Genomic DNA, 26,063 nt, shown 5'->3' with positions numbered 1-26,063 from the left:
GGCCGTGCTGCCAGGGCATGCACGGCAAAATATCATTGCTGTGAGCCTGAGGCGCGCAACTGGTGCGCGCCACACGCTATCAATTCAGTAGTCACTGCGCCAGCTGCGATCTGCAAGGCTTCACCTTTGGAGAAGCATGTTGTCTGATCGCTGCTTGCGCAAGCCATATTCCATCGTTCCTGGTCAGTGCACCGCACCATCCTTGCCCTGCCCGGCGCTGCGCTTCTGGGCAGCGCGGTCGGCATCGGTCAAGGGCTGGGGCAGCAAGGTGGCCACGGTCATCTGGTCGTCGCCAAAGTAGCGCGCCGCCACATCCTTGACCTGTGCGGGGGTCACCGTCTTGAGCAGGGCGAGCAGGCGATCATTGCTGTCGAGCGGCAGGCCCAGCACCCAATTCGAACCCAGGTCATTGGCCTGGCCGAACACCGAGTCGCGCTCATACACGGTCGATGCCTGCCACTGCGTGCGCACGCGCGCCAGTTCGGCCTCGCTCACGCCGTCCTTGGCCACGCGCGCCACTTCGGCGCGCAGCGCATCTTCCACCTCCTTGGCAGTCTTGCCCTGCGAAGGCACACCGCCCAGCATGAAGGTGGACGGCCCGCGCGCCACCACGCTCGCGCCGCTGAAGGCCGCATCGGCCACACGCGCCGGGCCTTGCGTCAGGCGGCGGTCGAGGCGCGCGCCGTCGTAGCCGCTCAGCACCGACGACAGCATCAGCAGTGCCATCGCATCCTTGTCGCCCGCCTGGGGCGCCACGATGTTGCGCAGATCAGGCACCTTGAAGCTCATCAGCACATAGGCCTGCTCGGCCGGCGCCTTGAAATCGACCCGGCGCATGCCTTTTTGCAGCGGCTCGGGGCGGGGCTTGCGCTCTGGCAGCGCCTGCTTGGGGATGCTGCCATAGTATTTTTCGGCCAGCTGGCGCACTTTTTCGACATCCACATCGCCTGCGATCACGACGGCGGCGTTCTCCGGCACATACCAGGCCTTGTGGAAATCACGGGCATCATCAGGTTGCATCGAATCGAGGTCGCCCATCCAACCCACCACGGGGCGGTGGTAAGGCGATGCCTGCCAGGTGGCGGCGTTGAGCTGCTCCATCAGGCTGGAGCGCGGGTTGTCATCGGTGCGCATGCGGCGCTCTTCCTTGATGACTTCGATCTCTTTTTTGAATTCGCTGTCGGGCCACTGGTTGTTGGCAAACCGATCGGATTCGAGGCGCATCACATCTTCGAGCTTGCCAGCCGGAATCTGCTGGTAGTAACCGGTGTAGTCGCGGTTGGTGAAGGCATTTTCCTGCCCGCCCAGCGCCGCCACCTTGCGCGAGAAATCTCCCGGTGGCACCGTGGGCGTGCCCTTGAACATCATGTGCTCCAGCACGTGGGCGAGACCCGAGCGGCCGTCGACCTCGTCCATGCTGCCCACGCGCACCCAGACCATGTGCACGGCCGTTGGCGCACGCTTGTCCGGCTGCACGATCAGCGTCATGCCGTTGGAGAGGGTGAACTGCTGCGCACCGGCGGCGTTCTGGGTGATCACGGGCACCGGAGGCGGCGACGTGGCCAGCGCTAGCGATGCCCCGCTGCCCAAGGAGGCCATCACGGCCAGCAAAGTGAAGAAACGTTTCATAGAATAGGCTGATTCTACGTAGCCAACAATGTTCAGTTTTTTCAAGAAAAAATCTCCTGCTGCCGACGCAGCACCTGCCACAGCTGATGCAGCGCCCGTTGCCGAGCCCATCCCGGCACCCACGCCCGCACCTGCGCCCCAGCCAGTATCCCCCCCTGCGGCCGAACCGGCCAAGCCCGGCTGGCTGCGCAGTGCTCTGGGCATGGGCGGCAAGGCTGAGGCGCCCGCTTCCTTAGAACAAAATACGCCATCAGCGCCCGCCCAGCAAGCGCCAACAGCTCCTATCACTATAGCACCCGAACCTGCGAGCGACCGTGGCAGCTGGATGAACCGGCTCAAAAGCGGCCTGCGCAAGACGGGCTCGAGCATTGCCACCGTCTTTACCGGCACCAAGATAGACGATCAACTGTACGAGGAGCTGGAGGAGGCCCTACTGATGGCCGATACCGGCGTCAAGGCTACCCAGCACCTGCTGGACGATCTGAAACAGCGCGTCAAGGACAGCAAGACCACCGACCCTGCAGCCGTCAAGGGCCTGCTGGCCGACGCGCTGGCCGACCTGCTGGCGCCGCTGGAAAAGCCACTGGTCATTGGCGAGCACAGCCCCACCGTCATCATGGTCGCAGGCGTCAATGGCGCGGGCAAGACCACGTCCATCGGCAAGCTGACCAAGCACCTGGCCGATGCGGGCCAGAGCGTGCTGCTGGCTGCAGCTGACACCTTCCGCGCTGCCGCGCGCGAGCAACTGGGCGTCTGGGCCACGCGCAACACGGTCGAGATCATCAGCCAGGAAGGCGGCGACCCGGCAGCCGTCAGCTTTGACGCGGTGACCGCCGGCAAGGCCCGCAGCAAGGATGTGGTGCTGGTCGACACCGCAGGCCGCCTGCCCACGCAACTGCACCTGATGGAAGAGCTCAAGAAGATCAAGCGCGTGGTGACCAAGGCCGATGGCACGGCGCCGCACGAGGTGCTGCTGGTGATCGACGGCAATACCGGCCAGAACGCGCTCAACCAGGTGCGGGCGTTTGACGATGCCCTGCAACTGACGGGCCTGATCGTGACCAAGCTCGACGGTACCGCCAAGGGCGGCGTGCTGGCCGCCATTGCGCAGGAACGCCCCATTCCCGTGTACTTCATCGGCGTGGGCGAAAAGGTCGAAGACCTGGAGACCTTCAGCGCCAAGGAATTTGCGCAGGCCCTGCTGACCTGAATACACGGCAGACACCGCACATCCAAGCCCCGCACTGCGGGGCTTTTTCTTTGCCGCATGCAAGGCCGCGTCGGCACGCAAGCCCAAGCGCAACCACTCCAATGCACGAAAGGCACCGAAAGCAGGCGCTCACCATTACTTCACCCAAGCGCATTTCCGTGGCGTCCTGTCATTGTAATTTCATGCAAATTTGCTATTTTTTGCACTTTATTGGTATGAGCCAATCGGTTCCCAAAACAATGCCTGCGGGCAGGAGGATGCATGAAATCAAGATGGCAATTACTGTGTACCAGCGGGCTCTGGGCCATAGCCAGCCTGGGCAGCGCACAGGCGGCACCCACGCTGTCCCAGAACTTCGACGCTGTGGCGGTCGACAACACGGTCGGCGCCACCCCGCCTGTCGGCTGGACGGTGCGCACCTATTACAGCGATGGATCGGAAGGCCCGGTGGCGGTGACGGAAGGCTCTGCCACCTGGCTGGGCTGGAAATTTCTGAACAAGAGCACCTGGACTGCCCAGAAAACCACCAACGCCTCCACCAAACGCGGTGACTTTTCCCTGGGATCGAATGGCATTGCACTGATCGAGTCGGACGGCTCGCGGGCTGCCAAGGTCTACAGCGCAACGCTGGAGAGCCCTGCCGTCAATGTGGCCGCTGGCAAGAAGTACCAGTTGAGCTTCAACACCCACTACCGCCAGGGCCAGGCGCCGCAGACCGCCGACGTGATCGTCAGCTTCGACAAGGGCAGCGCCCAGACTTTTGCCCTGACTGCCGATACACTGAATCAGGCCTTTCAAAAAACACTGACCGTGCCTGCCGATGCGACCACCGCAAAGATCAGCTGGAACTACCGCAGCACCGCCAACAACTGGTACTGGGGTGTGGACGATGTGCTGCTGGACGTAGACATCAGCGCGCCTCCCGCGCCTTTCGACCCCGCCAAGCTGCCCGATACCACCACCAAGCCCACGCTGAGCGTCGGCCCCACCCTGCAGAACCCCGGCCCAGACCACATGGCGGTGATGCTGGAAACCACTGAACCCGCCCCCACCGTCTGGCTGCGCAAGGCCGGCAGCACGGGCCCGTACACACTGGTGCCAGCCATCAATCCAGTGGGCGATTTTGCCGACAACAGCATTTTTTTTGCCGACCTGAAGGGTCTGCAGTCGAACACGCTGTATGAATATGCCGTGGTGACCGGTACCAGCGCGGCGCCCAAATTGGCCGGGCCTTTCCAGTTCAAGACCTGGCCCAAGGAGGGCGATGGCGTCACCAGTGCCAAGTTTGCCGTCGTCTCCGACACCCAGGACGGCCTGGCCAACCGCTTCAAGAACATCACCCAGAGCGTGATCAACAACGACTGCGCAGGCGTTTCCGCACAATGTGCGCAGACCGTGGCAGGCTTCATGGTGCCGGGCGACCTGGTCAACTCGGGCGGAACCCGCAGCCACTGGGCCAGCCAGTTCTTCGGTCCGCTCAGCGCCATCTCCGCCTATGTACCGCTGATTCCCGCTCCGGGCAACCACGAGTATTTTGCCAACGAGCAGGCCAGCGAAGGGGCAGAGAAGAACTGGGCCAAGACCTACCGCAAGTACTTCAACCGCATGCCAGCCAACGGATCGACCAGGCACCCGCTGCACTGGTACTCGCTCGACTACCTGGACATGCGCATCGTGGGCAGCGACTTCAACCCGGCATCGGCCATGCACAACACCGGCGGCTGGAACAGCTACGACAACGGCCGCGGCCTGTTCCGCGCCGACTACATGCGCGAGCACCTGGATTGGTTCACCGGCCTGATGCAGCAGACCCGCCAGGACAGGAAGCCCTACATGGTGCTGCTCAACCACCACCCTTGCCTGAGCGAGAAATGGCGCCAGGGCGAGGTCATGGCGGCCTGCGATTTCATCTCGCAGATGGAAGACTATGGCCGCAGCACCGGCGCCATCACCGTCAACCTCAACGGCCATGTGCACTTCTATGAACGTGGCAACTCGATGGACAGCCGCCACCTGTGGCTCAACGTCGCGTCGGGCAGCGGCAACCTGGAAAGCGCCAAGCAGGAAGACGACAGCGACCTCGATGTCATCGCCAACACCAAGCTCACCTTCGGCTACGGCACGCTTGAAGCGCGCTTTGGCGGTGCGGCCCCCGCATTGGCGTGGAAGCGCTATGACCTGGGTGCATCCGCCACCAGCACCACCCCCGACGACGCCATCTCCATCACCAGCGAAAAGTGGGCCGTGGCACCGCAACTGGCGCAGGCCAAGCTGGGCAAGGTCGATCCGGCATCGGTCCAGCTGTCCTACAACGCCGCAGGCATCCCCGGTGTGTACGAAGCCCAATGGCAGCTGTCCAAGGACGCGCAGTTTGGCAAGGCGCAGCCGGTGTACGACGTGTGGGGCAACGACACGCGCCGCGAAAACTGGAGTTATATCAACGGTGTGCGCACCAACACCCAGAACGGCGTGGACATCTCGACCCTGGCCCTGGGCCAATTGCTGGCCAACCCCAAGCGCGTGTACCCGAACGTGGGCGCTGCCACCCCGCGGGCCAAGGTCATGACCGCCGTGGTGGCCGGCGGCAACAGCCTGCTTGACCGCTGGAGCTGTGCCTACAAATGGGACGACAACGGCGATACCGGGCCCGATCGCCAGGGCGGCCGCCAGTGCTTTGCCCGCCTGTTGCAAGGCGATGGCAGCAAGGGTTCGGCCTTCGACCCCTTTGGGGGCAAAACCCCTGAGGTGCTGAAGCTGGGCACCGACGAGCGCTGGTACTGGCGTGTGCGCGTGCGCGACGAGCACCTGAACTGGTCGGACTGGAGCGCTGCCGGATCCTTCGAGCTTGGCAACCCGGCACCGGAGCCAGAGCCACCGGTCAAGGATCTGATCAACGTTCAGCTCCCCGGCTCCGCAGGCGGCCAGCCCGCCGTTGGTCTGCAGGTACAGGCTTCCGCCACTTGCCAGAGCACCCAGTCCAGCGCCGCCGCCGTGCCTGCAGGCCTGCTGCCGCGCAACCTGCAGGCGGCCACCGGCCTGGTGTCCTTTGCCATTGCCGACTGCAACCAGCAGGGCTTCAGTGCCCAGGTCAAGCTCACCCTGCCCAAGGACCTGCCTGCCAACAGCCGCGTGATGAAGGTCAGCACCGGCGCAGACGGCAAGCCCGTGGCCACCGATATCACGGGCCAGGCGAGCATCTCCGGCAATGCCGTGAGCTACACCATCACCGACGGCGGCGCGCTGGATGAGGATGGCAAGACCAACGGCGCGATCCTCGATCCGGTGCTGGTAGCCACCCCTGCAGCCGTCGACCCAGATCCGAACCCCGGAACAGGCCAGCCCACCCCTGTGCCGGTGGGCCACCCTGTGGCCCTGCTGCTGGCTTCTGCCCTGCTGGCAGGTGCCGCAGGCTGGCGCCAGCGCCGCAAGCGCTGACCGGCATGCACTGCCAGCGCAATGCGCTGGCTGCCTCCGCCTTTCTATCCGTGTTACCGTGGCCCTGATGGGCCACTTTTTTTACAATCACCCGGGCGCAGAATCGGCGCCATTTGCCATCCCCAAGGATCTTCTCCCATGCTGCAAGAAGACAGATTTACCAGGATCCAATCGCTGCTGAGCGCTGCAGGTCGGCTGAGTACCGAACACTTGATTCAGGACATGCAGGTATCGCGTGAAACCGTTCGGCAGGATCTGCTGGCCCTCGAATCCATGGGGCTGGTGCGGCGCGTGCATGGTGGCGTGGCCGGGGTCACCCAGCAGGAGCCGCCCTTCGTGCAGCGCCAGGCGATGCGCGTGGCCGAGAAGCGCGCCATTGCCAAGGCAGCCGTCAAGCGCCTGCAGCCGGGGCAGATGGTGTTCATCGATGCCGGCACCACCACGGCCATCCTGGCCGAGGAGCTGAGCCTGCTCTCCCACCTCGTGGTAGTCACCAATTCGATCACCGTGGCGCTCAAGCTGGCCCCTTCGCAGCCCAATGGCGGGCACGGCAAGGGCAGACGGGTGATTCTGCTGGGCGGCGACACCAACCCTGAAATCCCCAGCACCTATGGCGAAGTCACCCTCAACGAAATACGCCGCTACCGTGCGGATTTGGCCATGGTCTCCCCCGTCGGCATCAGTGCGCAGGACGGCGTGACCTTTGCCAACGAACACGAAGCCAGCCTTGCCACCGCCATGGTGGCCCAATCTACCGCCTTCTGCGTGTTGGCCGACGACAGCAAGATCGGCGTGCGTGGGCGCTATGCCGTGGCCGCCACGCCCGAAAACCAAACCCTGGTGACCAATGCATCGGCACCCAATGCGGCGGCCTTGGCTGCCCTGCGGGCGCAGGGCGTGCAGGTGGTGGAGGTATGAGCCTTCACACCTGCAGCGGCGCGGTTACCCCTGCGGCGACCCAGGCTGCATAGGCGGGACTTGCCTGGCTGTCGCCCCACAGCCACTGGGGCAACTGGTAAGGATGCAGAGGCTTGAGCAATTTTTGCAGCGAAGGCTGCTGCGCCAGCGTGGTTTTCCAGGTGATGCGCCATTCGGCACTGTTGTGCAACTCACCGTTCCACCAGTAATACGACTGGATCGCCTCCACCTGGGCGCAAGCCGCCAACCGGGCATGCACGCCTGCGGCGGCCAGTCGCTGGGCGGCGGCCTCGCTGTCCACGGTCGTACACAGCCAGGCAATGGTGGTGGGGTGGGGGGTGGGAATCTGCATGGCAGCAATGGTACAGGAAGCCGTCAGCCCTCGATTGCTATCAATAAAAGAGCTTATTGCACATACTCCATAGGCACCAGCAAGGCTTTCATCAGTGTCCGCACTATATGGGGGTCACTGTAAGAATTTCCAGTTATTTTGCAGGCAAAGCCGGAACTTTTGGGCCCTGCCTGCACTCCAATCTCCCATGCAAATATATCGCTTACTCCCTATCGGTCAGGCAACACGCTGCCTGTGTAAGCCATAACCGACAGGCCAGGCCAGCCACAGGGCAACACATGGCAACGGCGCCTGGTAAAGAACTATAAAGCACTCCCAAAAACATAGCTTTCTGCGCTTGATGGGCAAGCGTAAAGCTGATTTTTCATCCATATCAAAGGATGGCGAAATCCATCCTTGCGGCGGGAACTCCCACCAAATTCAGGGAATCTCACCGGTGTTACTATGCATCGCATAGACGAAAGGACTTCTAGCGTGACAACTCATACTGGAGCCGCCATCACCTCTACCGCATTGGCTCCTGCAAACCCATGGTCGTTGGTACCACCCCTGGGTAATCTGGACGCATACATCTCCGCAGCCAACCGCATTCCCATGCTGACTGCAGAGGAAGAACTCAATTACGCCAAAAAGCTCAAGGCCACTGGCGATGTGGATGCCGCTGGCCGCCTGGTGCTCTCGCACCTGCGCCTCGTCGTATCCATTGCCCGCCAATACATGGGTTACGGCCTGCCACATGGCGACCTGATCCAGGAAGGCAACGTGGGCCTCATGAAAGCCGTCAAGCGCTTCGACCCCGATCAGGGCGTGCGCCTGGTGAGCTACGCCATGCACTGGATCAAGGCCGAAATCCACGAGTACATCCTGAAGAACTGGCGCATGGTCAAGGTGGCCACCACCAAGAGCCAGCGCAAGCTATTCTTCAACCTGCGCTCGATGAAGCAGGGCTTCAAGGCCGACGCGGGCATGGAAGACGGTGTCATGCACCGCGAAACCCTGTCCGAGAGCGAGATCGACCAGATGGCCGAGCAGCTCAACGTCAAGCGTGAAGACGTGATCGAGATGGAAACCCGCCTGTCGGGCGGCGACGTGCTGCTGGACCCCAGCCCCTCGGACGATGGCGAGCAGGCCTTTGGCCCCATTGCCTACCTGGCCGACGCTTCGCATGAGCCCACCGCCATGCTCGAATCGCGCCAGCGCGATTACCTGGCCACCGATGGCATCCAGGAGGCATTGGCCACCCTGGACGAGCGCAGCCGCCACATTGTGGAAGAGCGCTGGCTCAAGGTGAACGACGATGGCTCGGGCGGCATGACGCTGCACGACCTCGCTGCCGTGTATGGCGTGAGCGCCGAGCGCATCCGCCAGATCGAATCGGCCGCGATGAAGAAAATGCGCAAGGCCCTGGCCGAGTACGCGTAAGCCTCAAAGCGGCGGCGCACAAATGTGCCGCAATTGGCGATAATCGAAAGCGCACAGGCTGCCAGGCCTGTGCGCTTTTTTGTGGCCTGTTGCGGATTCGGCGGACGTATAAGCGCATAAACCTCCACCTCAGCAAGCCGGTTTACCTATGGAGTTTTCGATGACTTTCACCTTGCCCCGTCGCAGCCTGCTGACCGCAGCCCTGGCCGCCACCTGCATGGCTACCAGCGCCTTCGCTGCCGACAACTGGCCCAGCAAGCCCCTGCACCTGATCGTGGGCTTTCCAGCAGGATCGTCACCTGACCTGACGGCACGTGCCCTGGCCGAGCCGCTGGAAAAAGCCCTGGGCCAGACCATCATTGTGGAAAACAAGGTGGGAGCGGGCGGCAACATTGCCGGCGAATACGTGGCCAAGGCCGACGACCACACCTTCAGCGTGATGATCAATGGGAACATGACCATTGCCAGGCTGCTGAACCCTGCTGTGCGCTACAACCCGCTGACCGACCTGCAGCCGGTCAGCCTGATCGGCGTGGCGCCACTGGTGCTGGTGGCGCCTGCTTCTGCCCCCGAAGGCAAGGCGTTCTTTGACGCCGCAGCCAAGGCTGGCAGCAAGTGGAGCTATGGTTCACCGGGCGTGGGCACCGTCGGCCATCTGGGCATGGAACTGCTCAAGAGCCGCTCCAAACTCAAGCCCGAGCATATTCCGTATGCGGGCTACCCACAGGTGTTCAACGGCATCCAGGGCGGCGACCTGCAACTGTCCATGCTTCCCCCGGCGCTCGCCATGGCGCAGATCCAGGCAGGCAAGCTGCGCGGCATTGGCGTGACATCTGCCGCCCGCAGCCCGCTCGCCCCAGGCCTGCCCAGCCTCAAGGAGCTGGGCGTGAACAATTACGACCTGGAAATCTGGAACGCTGTTGCTGCGCCCAAATCCATGGCCAAGGCCCATGTCGACAAGCTGGCTGCTGCAGTGGGCGAGATCGTGCGAAGCCCCGAGATGCGCGCCAGGCTCGCCGCGCAGGGCTGGCAGGCCGTGGGCAGCTCGCCCGAAGGGCTTACCAACCGCATCGATGCCGATGTGAAAGCCCTTGGCACTATCATCAAGGAACAGAACATCCGCGCACAATAAACGCCCATGACCGCAGCCCAAGTCTTTACCAACCTCAGCGCCTGGCAGGTGATGGCTTGGGGCTTGCTGTTTTTCACGGCCCTGTACCTGGCGGGCGGCTTGGGCATGACCGCACTCACCCGCTTCCTGCAAAGACTTGGCATCGGCAAGGTGCTGGACACGCGGCCGCTCAAGCCCGATCAGCTGCAGCGCGAGTGGCGCCAGTCCTTCCACTCGATCCTCATCTTCGGCCTGGGCATGATCGTGCCCTGGGGCTTTGTACAGGTGGGCTGGGCACGCTTTGCCGTCAACCCGTCGGCCTGGCAGATCGCCATCGAGATCTGGGTGCTGCTGATCTGGAACGATGTGCACTTCTGGATCAACCACCGGCTGCTGCACACGCGCTGGTTCAAGCGCTTTCATGGCGATCACCACCGCTCCGTGGTGGTCACGCCGTGGTCCACCTACAGCTTCCATCCGGTGGAGGCCATGATGATGGGCAATGTGATTCTGCTGCCCATGGTGGTGCATGACTTTGCCTTCTGGTCTCTGGCGTCGGTGCCCGTCTTCAGCCTGGTACTGAATGCCATTGGCCACTCCAACTACGAATTCTTCCCCTCCGTCGGCCCGCGCCACCCGCTCGCCGCCAGCCGCCGCCACCATCTGCACCATGCGCGCCCTGCAGGCAACTACGGCTTTGCCTTTGCGTTCATGGACCGCTGGCTTCGCAGTGAAGCCGATCCGCTGCCCATACGCCCGGCACCGGCGCGCTCCACGCACTCTGCACCCTGACGACCCTGCATGCCGCGCAGCGCCAGCATTCCGCCCTCATCCACCCCCCTGCGCCTGCGCCATTGGCGCGATTGGCAGTCGCTGCTCTACCTTGCCGCCCTGCCGCTGATCGTGCTGTGGCAGTGGCAGCACGGCTGGGTCTGGTGGCTGTATGCCGTGGAACTGTTCCTGACCCTGGGCGTGGGTGTGATCCACCACAACCACACGCATCTGCGCATGTGGCGCGGCAGGCACAGCCGCTGGGCCAATCGCGCCACCGATTACTGGCTCACCGTGCTGCAGGGCCACCCCACCTTTGTCTTCTGGCCAGCCCATGTAGGCAACCACCACCGTTACCGGCACAGCGAGCGTGATATTGCCCGTACCTACCGCTTTGGCGGCGACACCAACCACCTCTGGGGCTACCTGGCCCACCCGGTGCAGGCGGCCTGGGTGCTCTATCCGCTGTTCATCCGCTGGCTGGGCAACTTACGGCGCCACTGGCCTGGTGCCTTTCGCTATTGCATGGGGCAGTATGGGTTGTGGCTGGGCAGTTGGACAGCGCTGCTGCTCATCGACTGGAAAAAGGCGCTGGTCCTGGTCATCATTCCGCAACTGCATGGCCTGCACTGGCTGCTGGCCACCAATTACCTGCAGCACGCCCATGCCGACGGCAGGCGTCTCAGCCGGGCGCAGCGTGATACCGAAGGGAGCATGCTGAACTACGCACGCAATTTCGAAGGCCTGGTCAACCCCTTGCTGTTTAACATTGGCCTGCATACGGCCCACCATGAATGCCCGCACGCCCACTGGTCGGAGCTGACGGGGCTGCATGACCGCATCTACCGCAGCCGGGTTGATCCGGCGCTGAATGAAGGTGGCCTGCTGCCCTATATGGCGCGGGTGTTTCTGGGTGGGCTCGTGTGGCGCCCGGCACGCAGCCGGTCGTTGATGCCACCGATGGAGAAAAAGTAATCGTCTATGCCAGTTTCCTACTCACAGGTCTATGTCCAGTCTGCCGGTCTCTTCATGCCCGGCGAACCCGTTGCCAACGATGGCATGGACGCCTATGTGGCGCCACTCAACCGGCTGTCGGAACGCATCAAACGCCGCATCCTGGCTGAAAACGGCATTCAGAAGCGCTACTACGCCATTGCACCCGACGGCAGCACCGTGTTCAGCAACGCGCAGATGGCCAAGGCCGCCATTGAGTCTGCGCTCCAGCAAGCAGGCCGCAGCCTGGAAGACATCGGCTTTCTGGCCAGCGGCTCCTCTGGCGGCGATGCACTGATGCCTGGCTTTGCCAGCATGATCCAGGGCGAGATGGCAGCCCCGCCCATGGAGCTGCTCAGCGTACACGGCGTATGCGCGGCCAGCGTGGGCGCACTGCAGGGAGCGGCTCTGGCGGTGGAGCACGGCCAGCACGCCCATGCCATGGCCGTGGCCAGCGAGATGCCTTCGCGCCTTTTCAAACGCTCGCGCTACGCCGCGCAGGGCTATGACACGGATTTCGACGCCCACTTTCTGCGCTGGATGCTGAGCGACGGTGCCGGTGCCGTGCTGCTGGGCCGCGCAACGCCCATTCCGCAGCGGCCCGATCTGCGCTTGAAACTGCACTGGACGCACCAACGCAGTTTTGCTGGCGACTACCCGGTATGCATGCAGCTGGGGCTGACGCACGACCGCGCCCGCAGCCATCTCGATTTCCCATCATGGACGGACGCCGAAGCCGCAGGCGCGCTGGCGCTGCGGCAGGATATTCGGCTGCTGCCGCACCTGTTTGACGTCTGCATCCACGAGTACGCCCGCATCGCCCTCCAGGGCTGGCTGCCAGAGCGTGGCATTGATCATTTCCTGTGCCACTACTCGTCGGAAAAATTCATTCCCGTGGTCGATGAGTTGCTGAACAAGGCACAGCTGTCCATCCCGCGTGAGCGCTGGTGGAGCAACCTGGCCTGGCGCGGCAACACCGGTGCAGCCTCCATCTTCGTGATGCTGGCCGAATACCTGCAGACCCACCACGACCAGCTCAAAGCCGGCGACACCATGCTGTGCTTTGTGCCCGAATCGGGCCGCTTCACCGCAGGCTATATGCTATTGGAATTGGAGCATGCGGCGCAATCCCGTCAAGCACCGGCCAGCAGTTTCACTCCAAAAACTGCACCTGCGACAGATGCCCTCGCCTCTGCCGCTGACTCCGCGCTGATCGCGCCACCCCACGACCCTGCCAGCGCGCCGCAGGCCCTGGCGCCGCTGCTGACCGAGCTGGCCAGCATCTGGCACGACTACCGCTCGCAGGTCTGGCGCACGCCACTGGTGCGGCGCATTCGCAGCGGCCACATGAAGACGGACGACTACCTCTGCTGGATGCGCCAGTGGATTCCGCAGGTGCGTGAAGGCAGCCTGTGGATGCGCGAGGGCGCAGCCTCGCTCACTGGCGACTACGCAATGCTTGCCGCACTGATGGGTGTGCATGCGGGCGAAGAACAGAACGACTTCAAGATCCTGCACCAGGACTATCTGAATGCGGGCGGCACCATCACCGACATCGACCAGTTGCAGCGCAACCCGGGCGGCCAGGCGCTCAACAGCTACCTGCACAGCCTGGCGGCCACCACCAATCCGATTGGCTTGCTGGGTGCCATCTACATCATCGAAGGTACGGGCCAGCGCATCGTGCCCAGTTTGTTGCCGCTGCTGCGCCAAAGCCTCGATCTGGGGCCGGAGTGCTTCCGCTTTCTGGAATACCACGGCGCCAATGACGAAAACCACCTGGAGCGCTGGCTGACAGCTGTGCAGATGGTGATGGCACTGGACACCACGGGTGAAGCCCCGCGCGCCATTGCGGCCACCGCGCGCCACACGGCCCAGCTGTACCTGATGCAGTTTGCACATATTCTGGAAGACGCTGCCCCAAACCGGGCGGCCACGGACCCGCTATGACCGATTTCCGCGACATTCCACACGACGAACGCGATCCCAGCCCGTGGCTGGCCCTGTACCTGGACGACAGCACGCCAGTGCCAGACCATGTAAAGGCCGCATGGCTCAAGGATTCCAGCAGCCGCTCGCGCCAGTTCCTGCTGCCATTTCTGCGGCCCCTGGCGCGCACCAGCATCATCTTGATCCAGATCCTCAAAGTGCTGCTGCCCAAGACCTGGGCGCATTCCAGGCTGCTGCACCGTACCCTCGCCTTCAGCATGAACCGCTTTGTCTCGCCCGAGGCCAACTGGCTCATCATGCGGCACTTTCATCTGGGCTCACAGATCCTCGCCTTCATCGGCGGCAACGCACCCACCAAGGTGGCGACCAACCCGCTGGAGCCGGAATCGATTGACGACATCAAGGACGAGTTGTTCCTCAAGCACGACCTGAACCTGTTCAACTTCGTCATTCGCCTGAACAAGACCTTGCGTGCCCACGGCCAGCACATCGGGCCCGTGCCCGAACCCGATTTTGCGATGCTGCGCGAGCCGCCGCTGCGGCTGGAAGACATGCCGCGCGGTGCCTTCAACATCCTCGACCTGCAAAGCGCCATCGAGGTCTACACCCCGGTGTACCAACTGCTGCTGACCGACAACGATTTCTGGCGCGCCAGCAACTCGCTACAGCTGGACGAAACCGTGGCCATCTATGCCGCCAAGATCCTGTCCTCGCCCGAGCATCTGGTGATGTTGAACAACAAGCACCCGCTGGTACCGCTTTCCACCTTGCGTGCGGGCCACCGGCTGGTATTGCATGGCCTGTCCACCGAAATGCTGCACTGCCTGCTGATGCGCATGGCAACCGGAGAGACGCCGCTGCCCAGCCGTGAGATGGCCAGGGTGAAGCAAGCTGCCGAGCGCGTGATGGAGCACCGTGATTGAATCTGTTCTGAATGGCAGGTTTCTTGCTTGAAGCCCTAGCCATGACAAACCCATTCACGCATCTGTGATCTCCATACCCAAGCCCTTCTCACCCCCTGCTCCCTGGGCCACCTGCGGCGCCCGCCATGTGGCCGTGTACGGCACCCTGCGCGCTGGCGGCATCAACGACATTGCGCGCCTGGACCCCGATATCGTTTGCATGGGCCACACCACGCTCACCGGCACCTTGTATGACCTGGACTGGTACCCGGGCCTGCAGTTGCAGGGCACCCAGCAGGTGCTGGCCGAGGTCTACCCCATCGACGAGGCACTGGAACAGGCCATGGACCGCATCGAAGGCATCTGGCCTGAGGATGTAGGCGAGTACACCAAGGAGGTGCACCCCCTGGTGGTGCATTGCACGGATGGCAGCCAGCGCTCCCTGAGTGTATTGGTCTATGAAGCCCTGCCACCCACCGTATCTGGCAAACCTGTGCTGGCCGTGCGCGACTGGCTCGCCTGGTACCGGCGCCAGGGGCGCACCTATCCTGGCGACCGCTTTACGCTGAATACGCAGAAGTCCTGAAGAAAGCCGAAGAATCAGCAGATCAGGCCGCCAGCAGCCCCTGCTTCTCGATGAAAGCCACCACCTCGTCCAGCCCTTCCAGCGTTTTGAGATTGGTCATGACAAACGGCTTGAGCCCCTTGGCGGTTGTGCGCTGCTTCACGGTATCGCTGCGCATGATGTCCAGATTGGCGCCCACATGCGGCGCGAGGTCGGTCTTGTTGATGACGAACAGATCGCTCTTGGTGATGCCGGGGCCGCCCTTGCGCGGAATCTTCTCGCCTGCAGCCACATCGATCACATAGATCGTCAGGTCGCTGAGCTCGGGGCTGAAGGTGGCGGCCAGGTTGTCTCCACCCGATTCGATGAAGACGATGTCGGCATCGGGAAAATCCTTGAGCATGCGGTCGATGGCCTCCAGATTGATCGACGCGTCCTCGCGGATGGCGGTGTGCGGGCACCCTCCGGTCTCCACCCCCATGATGCGCTCGGCTGGCAGCGCGCCGCTGATGGTCAGCAGGCGCTGGTCTTCCTTGGTGTAGATGTCGTTGGTGATCGCAATCAGATCCCACCTGTCACGCATGGCCTTGCAGAGCATTTCGAGGATCGTGGTCTTGCCCGAGCCTACGGGCCCGCCAATGCCGACACGCAGCGGCGGCAGCTTCTTGCTGCGATGGGGAATATGGTGCAATGCGGATGTGTTCATGATCTGAAAAGCCTTGAATACTGGTGTTCATGCTGGGCCGAGAGAATCGCCAGCATGGGAGAAAACGCCTGCCGTGCCTCGTCTGGCAGCGCGAGGGCGCAGGCAACGGCCTGCGGAATTTCCTGCGCAAGCCGCGCGAGAATGCGCTGCCCTGCACTCTGGCCCAGCGGCACCGCTTTGACCGCCGCCTGCACCAGGTTCTCTGCCCAGCCAAAGGCGTAGGCCAGCAATGCGTCATGGGCCGATGCGTCCGCGCAATGCGCGGCAAATGAAAAGGCAATCGGGTAGCTCGCATCCTGTGCGGCCAGCCAGGTGACAGTGTCCAGAATCGCCGCCTGATCGGAATGGCGGTTGCGGAGCCACTCCACCAGGGAGCGCCCCATTTGCTCGGTCTGCAGCCGCAACTCGCTGCTTTCGCGCGTGGTGCGCACCCATTGGTTCAATTCGGCAATGCGCGGCAGGTCCGTGGCTTGCCAGGCGCTTGCAGCCTGGGCGATCACGGCCATGTCGCCGCGCGACTGGCTCAGATGCAACTGCTGCACCAGCCAGTCGCCCGCTTCGCTTTCCGTTGTGACCAACTCCGCGTTGATGGCCGCCTCCAGACCTTCGGAGTACGAAAACCCGCCAATCGGCAGCGCCGGCGATGCCAGCCACATCAGCTGCAGAAAGCTGTGTGCCAGCGGTGCAGGCTGCACTTCAGTGGTCGTACCCATGATCGTTGCCATGGTGGTGCGCGTGATGGTGGCCGTGCCCGTCATGGGTGACATGCCCACCATAAGCGCCCCCTTCCGGCTCAAAAGGCAGATCGGCCTGCGCCACCTCCATATGCATGCTGCGCAGCATGTCGGCCAGCACATGGTCGGGCTCGATCTTGAGGTGATCGGGTTGCAGCTCGATCGGCACATGGCGGTTGCCCAGGTGGTACGCGGCGCGCATCAAATCAAAGGGAGTTCCGTGCAGAGCGCAGGCCGTGATGCGCAGCACCTTCTGCGGTGCGGCCAGCACCCGGATCAACGATCCGTCTTCTGCCACGAGCACATCGCCGCCGCGCACCGCCTGTCCGCGCGGCAAGAAAACGGCCAGCTCGCGCCCCTGGCTGTCAACCGCAGAAAAACGTGATTTCTGGCGCACATCCCAGTCAAGCTCCACCGTGGCCGCGCGCTTGAGCAACACCGCCGCCAGGCCGTTGCCTGACACAATGCATTTGGATACCTGCAGCATGCCTTGCCTCATTGGATGGCTCGCGTCATGAAGCAACTATGGGGATCGAGCTGGTAGCCTCCAAACGGTTCACACGGCTCAAAGCCGTGGCGTGCATAGAACCTACGCGCTGGTGTGAAAAACGGCTCGGTACCGGTTTCCAGGCTGATGCGTTCCACTCCACTGGCTCGTGCCTCATCCAAGGCATGCGCCAGAATCCGTTGGGCGGCATCGCTGCCACGGTATGCGCCCTGTACCCGCATGGTCTTGAGCTCGGCATGGGTGGCGTCCAGTTGCTTGAGTGCACAGGTGCCTACCAGCACCGGGCCATCCGGCTGCTGCATCCATGCAGTCCAGAACCGAATGTCCGGCTGGCGCAGTTTCTCCACATCCAGTGCATGCACGCTTTCTGGTGGCGACACCTTGCGCATGTCGTCGAGATGCTCTTGCAAAAAGCGGATGACCAGTGGATCGGTCGCGGGGTCCAGAACGAAATAAAGCTGCATCATTCACACACTCAGAATAAAAAGTACCGCTGCGCCATCGGAAGACAGGCCGCAGGCTCACAGGTCAGCAACTGGCCATTGGCCCGTACCGCGTAGGTCTGGGCATCGACCTCCATGTGCGGTGCCAGGTCGTTATGCACCATATCGCTCTTTTTCACGCCACGTATGCCTTTGACGGCAGACAGCGCCTTGCGCAGGCCAAAGCGCTGTCCAATATCGGCTGTCAACCCGGCTTGCGAAACAAAGGTGAGCGATGTCCGCGCCAACGCGCCGCCAAAGCTGCCGAACATGGGCCGGTAGTGCACGGGTTGCGGCGTGGGGATGGAGGCATTGGGGTCACCCATGGCCGCCATGGCAATGAAGCCGCCTTTGAGAATGCACGTAGGCTTGACGCCGAAGAAGGCGGGCTTCCAGATCACGATATCGGCCCACTTGCCCACCTCCAGACTGCCCACTTCGTGGCTGATGCCATGCGCAATCGCAGGATTGATGGTGTACTTGGCGATGTAGCGCTTGATGCGGAAATTGTCGTTGCGCGCCCCATCGCCCGCCAGGGCTCCGCGCTGCTGCTTCATCTTGTGCGCGGTCTGCCAGGTACGCAGGATCACCTCGCCCACGCGGCCCATGGCCTGGCTGTCAGAGCTGAACATGCTGATGGCACCAATGTCGTGCAGGATGTCTTCCGCCGCAATGGTTTCCTTGCGGATGCGGCTTTCGGCAAAGGCCAGGTCTTCGGCAATGCCTGCATCCAGGTGGTGGCAGACCATGAGCATGTCCACATGCTCGTCCAGCGTGTTCACCGTATAGGGGCGCGTGGGGTTGGTGGAGCTGGGCAGCACATTGGCCTCGCCTACCACCTTGAGGATGTCGGGCGCGTGGCCACCGCCTGCGCCCTCGGTGTGAAAGGTGTGGATGGTACGACCCTTGAAAGCGGCCACCGTGTCTTCCACGAAGCCGCTTTCGTTGAGGGTATCGGTATGGATGGCGACCTGGGTATCAGTGTCTTCGGCCACGGTGAGGCAGTTGTCGATGGCTGCGGGCGTGCTGCCCCAGTCCTCGTGCAGCTTGAGGCCAATGGCGCCTGCCGCAATCTGTTCATGCAGCCCCTGCGGCAGGCTGGCATTGCCCTTGCCCAGAAAGCCCAGGTTCATGGGAAAGGCATCAGCCGCCTGCAGCATGCGCTCCATGTTCCAGGGGCCGGGGGTGCAGGTGGTGGCAAAGGTGCCCGTGGCAGGGCCTGTTCCTCCGCCAATCATGGTGGTGACGCCACTGGTCAGGGCCTCTTCGATCTGCTGCGGCGCAATGAAGTGGATGTGGGTGTCAATGCCGCCTGCCGTGACAATGCTGCCTTCGCAGCTGATGATCTCGGTACCCGGGCCGATGATGATGTCGACACCCGGTTGCGTATCGGGGTTCCCTGCCTTGCCGATGGCGGCAATGCGTCCATCCTTGAGGCCGATGTCGGCTTTGACGATGCCCCAATGGTCGATGATCAAGGCATTGGTCAGCACCGTATCCATGGCGCCTTGCGCGCGGCTGCGCTGGCTCTGCGCCATGCCGTCGCGGATGGTCTTGCCGCCGCCGAACTTCACTTCCTCGCCATAACCGCCTGCGCGCAGCGTGAAGTCCTGCTCCACTTCAATCACCAGATCGGTATCGGCAAGGCGCACACGGTCACCAACCGTGGGGCCATAGGTTTCAGCGTAGGCGCGTTTGTCCATCGTAGCCATCAGAGCACTCCTTGCACCAGGCCGCGAAAGCCATACACCTCTCGGCTGCCGCCAATATCCACCAGCTCAACCGTGCGCTGCTGCCCCGGCTCAAAGCGCACCGCCATGCCGCTGGCAATGTTCAGCCGCATGCCGCGCGCTACCGTGCGGTCGAACGCCAGACCCGCATTCGTCTCGGCAAAGTGGTAGTGGGAGCCCACCTGTATGGGCCGGTCGCTGGCGTTATGCACCACCAGTGTCACCGTGCGGCGGCCAGGGTTGAGCGCATGCGCGCCCTCGTCAATCAAGAGTTCACCGGGAATCATGGCGCCTCCCGTCAGGCCAGACGAATCAGCAGGAAAGCGCCGAGCAGCGCAGTACCCACGCCACCCAGCCGCGCCAGCCATTGGTGGCGCTGCATCAGCCCATGGCCCAACCCCATGCCGGTGATGTGCAAAATGGCCGACCCCAACGCCATGCCTGCCAGCGCACCCAGGGCCGCAAGGCCGCCATCGCCTGCCAGCTCATACCCATGCGCTGCACCATGAAAGAATGCAAAGCCCCCTGCCAGCGCCGCCGCCGCAACCCAAGGCATCTTGCTTTGCACCGCCACCAGCAGGCCCAGCGCCAACACCGAGGCCGCAATCATGGGCTCCACCCCCGGCACCCGCAGCCCGGCAAAACCCGCAACTGCGCCCGCCACCAGCATGGCCACAAAAGCGACCGGTATGCGCCAGGCCGCTTGACGCTTGGGAAAAGCCAGCACACTCCACACACCTACTGCCAGCATGGCTGCCAGGTGGTCAAGACCAGTGAACGGGTGCACCAGGCCCTGCACAAAGCTGTCCGCCAGACCATGTGTGTGCGAGTGATCTCCGCCATGGGCCAGTGCCATGGCAGGCAGCATCGGCAGTGCCGCAAGGGTGATGGAAGTTACTTTTTTCATAACGATTTGGATTGGATGGCTAGGGGGACTCGAGGGATTTCAGAGGATGGGTTCGTGCACGGTGACCAGCTTGGTTCCGTCGGGAAAGGTCGCTTCGATCTGGATGTCCGGGATCATCTCGGCAATGCCGTCCATCACATCCGCGCGCGTCAACACCGTGCGGCCTTCGCTCATCAACTGGGCCACGGTCTTGCCATCCCGCGCACCTTCCATCACAAAGGCGCTGATGAGCGCCACGGCCTCGGGGTAGTTGAGCCTGAGGCCCCGGGCCATGCGGCGCTCGGCCAGCAGCGCCGCCGTAAAGATCAGCAGCTTGTCCTTTTCGCGCGGAGTGAGTTCCATGGGTGCTTGATTCCGTATCCTGAAGATGTGCCGGTACACGCCATCGCGCGCCGGTGCCCAACCTATGGAATGACACCGTGCAATATTCGGGCCAACCGTGCACACCCTTGGAGCACAGGCACCAGAGGCAGGCATTCCAGGGAAGTTGGGCGCACCAAAACCTGCAGACCAACCCCTCACAACACCCAATTGGTGCACACGCACTACAGCAGTGCGATGCCGCGCCCCATATCGCCGCAGCGCACGCGAACCAGGCAGCCATCCACGAGTAGATTTCAAAACTGGCACGCCTATTGCACTGCAGCAAGCACGGTCAATCGTGATCGAACCCTTTTGTTGGAGTGGTGCAATGAATCGTCGTGGAACCCTGAACGTACTGGCAGCCTCGGTCTCCCTGGCTTACTTCTTCTCGTCTCCTGCGCATGCACAGGACACCATCAAGGTCGGCGTGCTGCACAGCCTGTCGGGCACCATGGCCATTTCGGAGACCGTGCTCAAGGATACGGTGCTGATGGCCATCGACGACATCAACGCCAAGGGCGGTGTGCTGGGCAAGAAGCTGGAGCCCGTGGTGGTGGACCCTGCCTCCAACTGGCCGCTGTTCGCGGAAAAGGCCAAGCAGTTGATCACGCAGGACAAGGTGGCCGTGGTCTTCGGCTGCTGGACCAGCGTATCGCGCAAGTCGGTGCTGCCCGTGTTCGAGCAGAACAATGGCCTGCTGTTCTACCCGGTGCAGTACGAAGGCGAAGAGCTGTCCAAGAACGTCTTCTACACCGGCGCGGCCCCCAACCAGCAGGCAATTCCTGCGGTCGAGTATCTGATGAGCAAGGAAGGCGGTGGTGCCAAGCGCTTCGTGCTGCTGGGCACCGACTATGTCTACCCCCGCACCACCAACAAGATTCTGCGCGCCTTCCTCAAATCCAAGGGCGTGAAGGATTCCGACATCATGGAAACCTACACCCCCTTTGGCCACAGCGACTACCAGACCATCGTCGCAGATGTGAAGAAATTCTCCACCGGCGGCAAGACCGCTGTGATCTCCACCATCAATGGTGACTCCAACGTGCCCTTCTACAAGGAACTGGGCAATGCGGGCCTCAAGGCCAAGGATGTGCCCGTGGTGGCCTTCAGCGTGGGCGAGGAAGAGCTGCGCGGCGTGGACACCAAGCCGCTGGTGGGACACCTGGCAGCGTGGAACTACTTCATGAGCGTGAAGAACCCCACCAACACCGCTTTCATCAAACAGTGGAGCGATTACGCCAAGGCCAAGAACATTGCAGGCCACAAGGACAAGCCCCTGACCAACGATCCGATGGAAGCCACCTGGATCGGCATCCACATGTGGAAGCAGGCCGTCGAAAAAGCCAAGAGCACGGATACCGACAAGGTCATCGCTGCCATGGCCGGCCAGACCTTCGCTGCACCAGACGGCTTCACCGTGAAGATGGACGAGAAGAACCACCACCTGCACAAGCCCGTGATGGTGGGTGAGATCAAGGCCGATGGCCAGTTCAACGTGGTGTGGAAGACCAAGGGCCCAATCAAGGCACAGCCCTGGAGCCCCTATATCGAAGGCAATGACAAGAAGAAGGACGAGCCGGACGGCAAGAGCAGTTCGTGATTGCATGCTGCCCGGTCTGCGCAATGCAGACCGGGCAATATCAAGTATCAAAACAATAGCTAATGGCGCTTAATGGATAAGCGCTGAAGGTTGATTCAACCATGAACATCCTGCACAAAGCCATGGCCGCAGCCTTGGGCTTGCTGCTGTCGCTGTCCTGCCACGCGCTGACCGCCGAACAGACCTTTGCCATGGCGGCTGCCCAAGACAATGATGCGCGCGCTGCGGCTATCAACACCGCCGTGCTGGAGCCTGACGACGGCGGCAGGCTGGCGGCCTATCTGCAGGCGCTTGCCGATGACGCTGTGCGCACAGCCGGTGGCAAGGCCTTTGTCATCCAGGGCGAGCGTGCCATCGATCCCGCCACTGGTGCAGTCACCACACTGCCCGCTGATGCCGAGGAGATCGTCAACAACAACTACCTGCGCGGCGTGATCGAATCCGCGCAGGCTGCACTGGCGCTGAACAGCGCCGATGTGCAGGCCCGCCGTGCAGCGGCGCAAAAGCTGGCGGCAGAACCCGATGCCGCTCGCCTGCCACTGATCGACAAGGTACTGGCAGGTGAACCGGATGCACAGGTCAAAGCCATGCTGGAGCGCGCCAAGGCCGCCAGCCTGCTGGGCAGCGAGGATTCTGCCGAGCGCCTGCAGGCTGTGCAGCAACTGGCGCAGATCCACACCCCGGAGACACAGCTGCTGCTGAACCAAAGGCTGGCCGACGAGAGCGATCCCGCAGTGCAGAAGGCAATCCGCTCCGCGCTGTCGTCCATTGCCGAGTCACTGGCCTGGGGCGAACGGCTGGGCGCCATCTTCAGCGGCCTGAGCCTGGGCTCCGTGCTGCTGCTGGCAGCGTTGGGCCTGGCCATCACCTACGGGCTCATGGGCGTGATCAACATGGCGCATGGCGAGCTGATCATGATCGGTGCCTATGCCACGTACCTGGTACAGGTGCTGTTCCAGCGCTGGATGCCTGACTCCGCGTTCGGCTGGTATCTGGTCGTGGCCGTGCCAGTGTCCTTCGTCGTCGCCGCGCTGGTAGGCGCTGTGCTGGAGCGTGGCGTGATCCGTTTTCTCTACGGCCGTCCGCTGGAGACGCTGCTGGCCACCTTCGGCATCAGCCTGGTATTGCAGCAGACGGTACGCAGCCTGTTTGGAGCGCAGAACGTAGGGGTCGAAAACCCCGCCTGGATGAGCGGTGGCGTTTCGCTGTTGCCCAATCTCACGCTGCCGTTCAACCGCATTGCCATCATCGTGTTTGCCTTTGCAGTGCTGGGCGCCGTGGCCTTCATGATCGCCCGAACGCGGCTGGGCCTTTTCGTGCGCGGCGTCACGCAGAACCGCTCCATGGCCTCGTGCGTTGGCGTGAACACCGCCCGCACCGACACCTATGCATTCGCGCTGGGCTCCGGCATTGCGGGCCTGGCCGGCTGCGCCTTGAGCCAGATCGGCAACGTGGGCCCGGACCTGGGCCAGAACTACATCGTCGACTCCTTCCTGGTCGTGGTACTGGGCGGTGTGGGCCAGTTGGCGGGCACGGTGTATGCAGCCCTGGGCCTGGGCGTGCTGTCCAAGCTGCTCGAGGGCTGGGCCGGTGCAGTGCTCGCCAAGATTGCCGTGCTGCTCTTCATCGTCGTGTTCATCCAGAAACGCCCGCAAGGCATTTTCGCCCTCAAGGGCCGAAGCGCCGAAGCCTGATCCATGCCTATGACTACCGATCTGCCAAACTCCCTGCAACTGCCCAGGCCAGAGCCTCTGCTCGGCACGCGGGGCTGGGCCATCTTTCTGGCCGCGCTCATCGCAGTATGTGCTGTAGCACCCGTCCTCAACCTGCTGGTGCCCGAGAGCAGTGCGCTGCATCTGTCCGACTATCTGGTGGGCCTGCTGGGAAAATTCATGTGCTATGCCATCGTGGCCCTGGCCATCGACCTGATCTGGGGCTACACCGGCATCCTGAGCCTGGGCCATGGCCTGTTCTTCGCATTGGGTGGCTATGTGATGGGCATGTACCTCATGCGCGAAGCCGCAGGCCCCGATGCGCTGCCTGCCTTCATGGGTTTTCTGGACTGGAAGGAACTGCCCTGGCACTGGGCGCTGTCGGGCAGCTTTGTGGCCACCGTGCTGCTGGTGGTTCTGGTTCCGGGGGTGATCGGCGGCGTGTTCGGCTATTTCGCCTTCCGCTCACGCATCAAGGGCGTGTATTTTTCCATCATCACCCAGGCGCTCACCTATGCGGCCATGCTGCTGTTCTTCCGCAATGAGACTGGCTTTGGCGGCAACAATGGCTTCACCGGCTTCAAGACCCTGCTGGGTTATTCGCTGAACACGCAAGCCATGCATGTGCTGCTGTTTGCGCTGTCAGGGCTGGCGTTGCTGGGCTGCTTTCTGTTCTCGCGCTGGCTGATTCGCAGCAAGTACGGCCGCGTGCTGCAGGCCGTGCGTGATGCCGAATCACGCACCATGTTCTGCGGCTACAACCCCTTGCCCTACAAGCTGTCGATCTGGATCATCTCGGCCATGATGTGCGGCCTGGCCGGTGCGCTGTATGTGCCCCAGGTTGGCATCATCAACCCCAGCGAAATGAGCGTGGGCAACTCGATCGAAATGGCGGTGTGGACGGCTGTGGGTGGACGCGCAAGTCTGGCAGGCCCCATCATTGGTGCTTTCGCCGTCAATGGTGGCAAGAGCTGGCTCACCGTCGCAGCCCCCGAGTACTGGCTGTATGTGCTGGGCGCACTGTTCATCGTGGTGACCTTGCTCATGCCGGGCGGCCTGATCCGTCTTCCAACGCAGATCCGCGAATGGAAGAACAAGCGCCGCGCACTGGCGCAGCCATCTGCCTCCCTGCAAGGAGTACAGGCATGACCCCCGACCTGATGCAATCGGGCAGCGAACGCCTGCAGCAGTACCGCACGGAGCGTCGCAGCGAAGGCCGCACCGAATCGGGCGGGCGCAGTGCGAGCATGGCGCGGCCCGTGGTGGCCGGCGAAGTGGATACCACCCACGGCCGCATCCTCTACCTGGAGGATGTGCATGTGAGCTTTGATGGCTTCAAGGCCATCAACGGATTGAACCTCGACATTGCCCCTGGCGAGCTGCGCTGCATCATCGGCCCCAATGGCGCAGGCAAGACCACCATGATGGACATCATCACCGGCAAAACGCGGCCCGACAGCGGCACCGTGTTCTTCGGCTCCACCATCGATCTGCTGCGCTACAACGAGCCCGAGATCGCCGCCATGGGCATTGGCCGCAAGTTCCAGAAACCCACGGTGTTCGAGCAGCTCTCCGTGTTCGAGAACCTGGAGCTGGCACTCAAGACACACAAAGGTATTGCGGCATCCATGCGCTTTGCCCTCCATGGCGCGCAGAAGGACCGCATTGCCGAAGTGCTGCACACCATTCACCTGGCAGGCAGCGTGAACCGGCAGGCAGGCCTTTTGAGCCATGGCCAGAAGCAGTGGCTGGAAATTGGCATGCTGCTGGTGCAGGAGCCCCAGTTGCTGCTGCTGGACGAACCCGTTGCCGGTATGACGGACGAGGAAACAGCGCGCACGGCGGAGCTGTTTCTCACCCTCAAAGGCAGGCATTCGCTGATGGTGGTGGAGCACGACATGGGCTTCATCGGCACCATCAGCGAGAAAGTCACGGTGCTCTGCGATGGCGCTGTGCTGGCCGAAGGCACCCTCGCTCAGGTGCAGGCCGACGAGCGCGTGATCGAGGTGTACCTTGGCCGCTGATTTCTGTAAAACAGTCGCTGCCCGCATTGGATAGCCGGG

General features: G+C 62.7%; 24 protein-coding genes. 14 read left to right on the top strand and 10 right to left on the bottom strand.

The annotated features are described in order from the left end of the window. Positions 1-183 precede the first annotated feature (183 nt). On the bottom strand, positions 184-1,629 hold the full coding sequence (locus ACH2DG_RS06150) for a M16 family metallopeptidase (RefSeq protein WP_395024847.1): 1,446 nt from the start codon (positions 1,627-1,629) through the stop codon (positions 184-186). 28 nt (positions 1,630-1,657) lie between these two features. On the opposite strand from ACH2DG_RS06150, the gene ftsY reads away from it, so the two are divergent. The 3 genes from ftsY to ACH2DG_RS06135 all read left to right on the top strand — a co-directional run bounded on the left by ftsY (position 1,658) and on the right by ACH2DG_RS06135 (position 7,192). Further along, positions 1,658-2,839, top strand: coding sequence for a signal recognition particle-docking protein FtsY (gene ftsY, locus ACH2DG_RS06145; RefSeq protein WP_395024846.1), 1,182 nt, complete (start codon positions 1,658-1,660; stop codon positions 2,837-2,839). A gap of 261 nt (positions 2,840-3,100) precedes the next feature. Beyond that, entirely contained in the window at positions 3,101-6,274 is a 3,174-nt protein-coding gene (locus ACH2DG_RS06140) for a choice-of-anchor U domain-containing protein (RefSeq protein WP_395024844.1), read from the top strand. A gap of 138 nt (positions 6,275-6,412) precedes the next feature. Then, positions 6,413-7,192 carry a DeoR/GlpR family DNA-binding transcription regulator gene (locus ACH2DG_RS06135; protein WP_395024842.1) on the top strand — a complete coding sequence of 260 codons (780 nt, stop codon included), beginning with the start codon at positions 6,413-6,415 and terminating at the stop codon, positions 7,190-7,192. A gap of 4 nt (positions 7,193-7,196) precedes the next feature. Here ACH2DG_RS06135 and cutA read toward each other — a convergent pair whose 3' ends face one another. Then, the gene (gene cutA / locus ACH2DG_RS06130) at positions 7,197-7,544 is read right to left on the bottom strand and encodes a divalent-cation tolerance protein CutA (protein ID WP_395024841.1); all 348 of its coding nucleotides are present in this window, start codon (positions 7,542-7,544) and stop codon (positions 7,197-7,199) included. A gap of 444 nt (positions 7,545-7,988) precedes the next feature. On the opposite strand from cutA, the gene rpoH reads away from it, so the two are divergent. The 7 genes from rpoH (at position 7,989) to ACH2DG_RS06095 (ending at position 15,279) form a co-directional block, all read left to right on the top strand. Continuing rightward, positions 7,989-8,966 (top strand): RNA polymerase sigma factor RpoH, encoded by a 978-nt coding sequence (gene rpoH, locus ACH2DG_RS06125; protein WP_395024840.1) that lies wholly within the window; start codon positions 7,989-7,991, stop codon positions 8,964-8,966. Positions 8,967-9,126: 160 nt separating this feature from the next. Next, on the top strand, positions 9,127-10,098 hold the full coding sequence (locus tag ACH2DG_RS06120) for a Bug family tripartite tricarboxylate transporter substrate binding protein (protein ID WP_395024838.1): 972 nt from the start codon (positions 9,127-9,129) through the stop codon (positions 10,096-10,098). A 6-nt stretch (positions 10,099-10,104) separates the two neighbouring features. Next, on the top strand, positions 10,105-10,869 hold the full coding sequence (locus tag ACH2DG_RS06115) for a sterol desaturase family protein (protein WP_395024837.1): 765 nt from the start codon (positions 10,105-10,107) through the stop codon (positions 10,867-10,869). Between the two features lie 9 nt (positions 10,870-10,878). After that, a complete protein-coding gene (locus ACH2DG_RS06110; protein WP_395024835.1) occupies positions 10,879-11,823 on the top strand; it encodes a fatty acid desaturase in 945 nt (314 codons plus the stop codon). A gap of 6 nt (positions 11,824-11,829) precedes the next feature. After that, positions 11,830-13,791 carry an iron-containing redox enzyme family protein gene (locus ACH2DG_RS06105; protein ID WP_395024834.1) on the top strand — a complete coding sequence of 654 codons (1,962 nt, stop codon included), beginning with the start codon at positions 11,830-11,832 and terminating at the stop codon, positions 13,789-13,791. Next, positions 13,788-14,714 carry a DUF6999 family protein gene (locus ACH2DG_RS06100; RefSeq protein WP_395024833.1) on the top strand — a complete coding sequence of 309 codons (927 nt, stop codon included), beginning with the start codon at positions 13,788-13,790 and terminating at the stop codon, positions 14,712-14,714. Before ACH2DG_RS06105 ends, ACH2DG_RS06100 begins: the two co-directional genes overlap by 4 nt. Before the next feature lie 64 nt (positions 14,715-14,778). Beyond that, positions 14,779-15,279 carry a gamma-glutamylcyclotransferase gene (locus ACH2DG_RS06095; RefSeq protein WP_395024832.1) on the top strand — a complete coding sequence of 167 codons (501 nt, stop codon included), beginning with the start codon at positions 14,779-14,781 and terminating at the stop codon, positions 15,277-15,279. A 22-nt stretch (positions 15,280-15,301) separates the two neighbouring features. On the opposite strand, the gene ureG is transcribed toward ACH2DG_RS06095, so the two are convergent. The 8 genes from ureG to ACH2DG_RS06055 are packed head-to-tail and all read right to left on the bottom strand — an operon-like array spanning position 15,302 to position 20,667. Next, positions 15,302-15,964, bottom strand: a complete 663-nt coding sequence (gene ureG / locus ACH2DG_RS06090; protein WP_395024831.1) for an urease accessory protein UreG — start codon at positions 15,962-15,964, stop codon at positions 15,302-15,304. Further along, positions 15,961-16,677, bottom strand: a complete 717-nt coding sequence (locus ACH2DG_RS06085; protein WP_395024985.1) for an urease accessory protein UreF — start codon at positions 16,675-16,677, stop codon at positions 15,961-15,963. Before ACH2DG_RS06085 ends, ureG begins: the two co-directional genes overlap by 4 nt. Then, on the bottom strand, positions 16,661-17,185 hold the full coding sequence (gene ureE, locus ACH2DG_RS06080; RefSeq protein ID WP_395024829.1) for an urease accessory protein UreE: 525 nt from the start codon (positions 17,183-17,185) through the stop codon (positions 16,661-16,663). The genes ACH2DG_RS06085 and ureE overlap by 17 nt, the downstream gene beginning before the upstream one ends. 8 nt (positions 17,186-17,193) lie before the next feature. Beyond that, positions 17,194-17,673: a GNAT family N-acetyltransferase gene (locus tag ACH2DG_RS06075; RefSeq protein ID WP_395024827.1), complete on the bottom strand. Its 480-nt coding sequence runs from the start codon at positions 17,671-17,673 to the stop codon at positions 17,194-17,196. A gap of 8 nt (positions 17,674-17,681) precedes the next feature. After that, entirely contained in the window at positions 17,682-19,400 is a 1,719-nt protein-coding gene (ureC, locus tag ACH2DG_RS06070; RefSeq protein ID WP_395024826.1) for an urease subunit alpha, read from the bottom strand. Next, positions 19,400-19,705 (bottom strand): urease subunit beta, encoded by a 306-nt coding sequence (locus ACH2DG_RS06065; protein WP_395024824.1) that lies wholly within the window; start codon positions 19,703-19,705, stop codon positions 19,400-19,402. The genes ureC and ACH2DG_RS06065 overlap by 1 nt, the downstream gene beginning before the upstream one ends. Before the next feature lie 11 nt (positions 19,706-19,716). Beyond that, positions 19,717-20,325, bottom strand: coding sequence for a HupE/UreJ family protein (locus ACH2DG_RS06060; RefSeq protein ID WP_395024823.1), 609 nt, complete (start codon positions 20,323-20,325; stop codon positions 19,717-19,719). Positions 20,326-20,364: 39 nt separating this feature from the next. Next, positions 20,365-20,667, bottom strand: a complete 303-nt coding sequence (locus ACH2DG_RS06055; RefSeq protein ID WP_395024822.1) for an urease subunit gamma — start codon at positions 20,665-20,667, stop codon at positions 20,365-20,367. Positions 20,668-21,016: 349 nt separating this feature from the next. Here ACH2DG_RS06055 and urtA point away from each other — a divergent pair, with 349 nt between their 5' ends. The 4 genes from urtA (at position 21,017) to urtD (ending at position 26,024) form a co-directional block, all read left to right on the top strand. Further along, complete coding sequence (urtA, locus tag ACH2DG_RS06050) at positions 21,017-22,288, top strand: urea ABC transporter substrate-binding protein (protein ID WP_395024820.1); 1,272 nt, start codon at positions 21,017-21,019, stop codon at positions 22,286-22,288. Between the two features lie 101 nt (positions 22,289-22,389). Continuing rightward, entirely contained in the window at positions 22,390-23,982 is a 1,593-nt protein-coding gene (gene urtB / locus ACH2DG_RS06045; RefSeq protein ID WP_395024819.1) for an urea ABC transporter permease subunit UrtB, read from the top strand. 9 nt (positions 23,983-23,991) lie between these two features. Then, on the top strand, positions 23,992-25,149 hold the full coding sequence (urtC, locus tag ACH2DG_RS06040) for an urea ABC transporter permease subunit UrtC (RefSeq protein ID WP_395024984.1): 1,158 nt from the start codon (positions 23,992-23,994) through the stop codon (positions 25,147-25,149). Then, positions 25,146-26,024 carry an urea ABC transporter ATP-binding protein UrtD gene (gene urtD / locus ACH2DG_RS06035; RefSeq protein ID WP_395024818.1) on the top strand — a complete coding sequence of 293 codons (879 nt, stop codon included), beginning with the start codon at positions 25,146-25,148 and terminating at the stop codon, positions 26,022-26,024. The genes urtC and urtD overlap by 4 nt, the downstream gene beginning before the upstream one ends. The last annotated feature ends 39 nt before the right edge of the window (positions 26,025-26,063 follow it).

Source organism: Comamonas odontotermitis (assembly GCF_040396735.1).
GTDB lineage: Bacteria > Pseudomonadota > Gammaproteobacteria > Burkholderiales > Burkholderiaceae_C > Comamonas > Comamonas odontotermitis_C.
The sequence above is the reverse complement of the archived record's forward strand: the minus strand, read 5'-3'. Positions and strand labels throughout refer to the sequence as shown.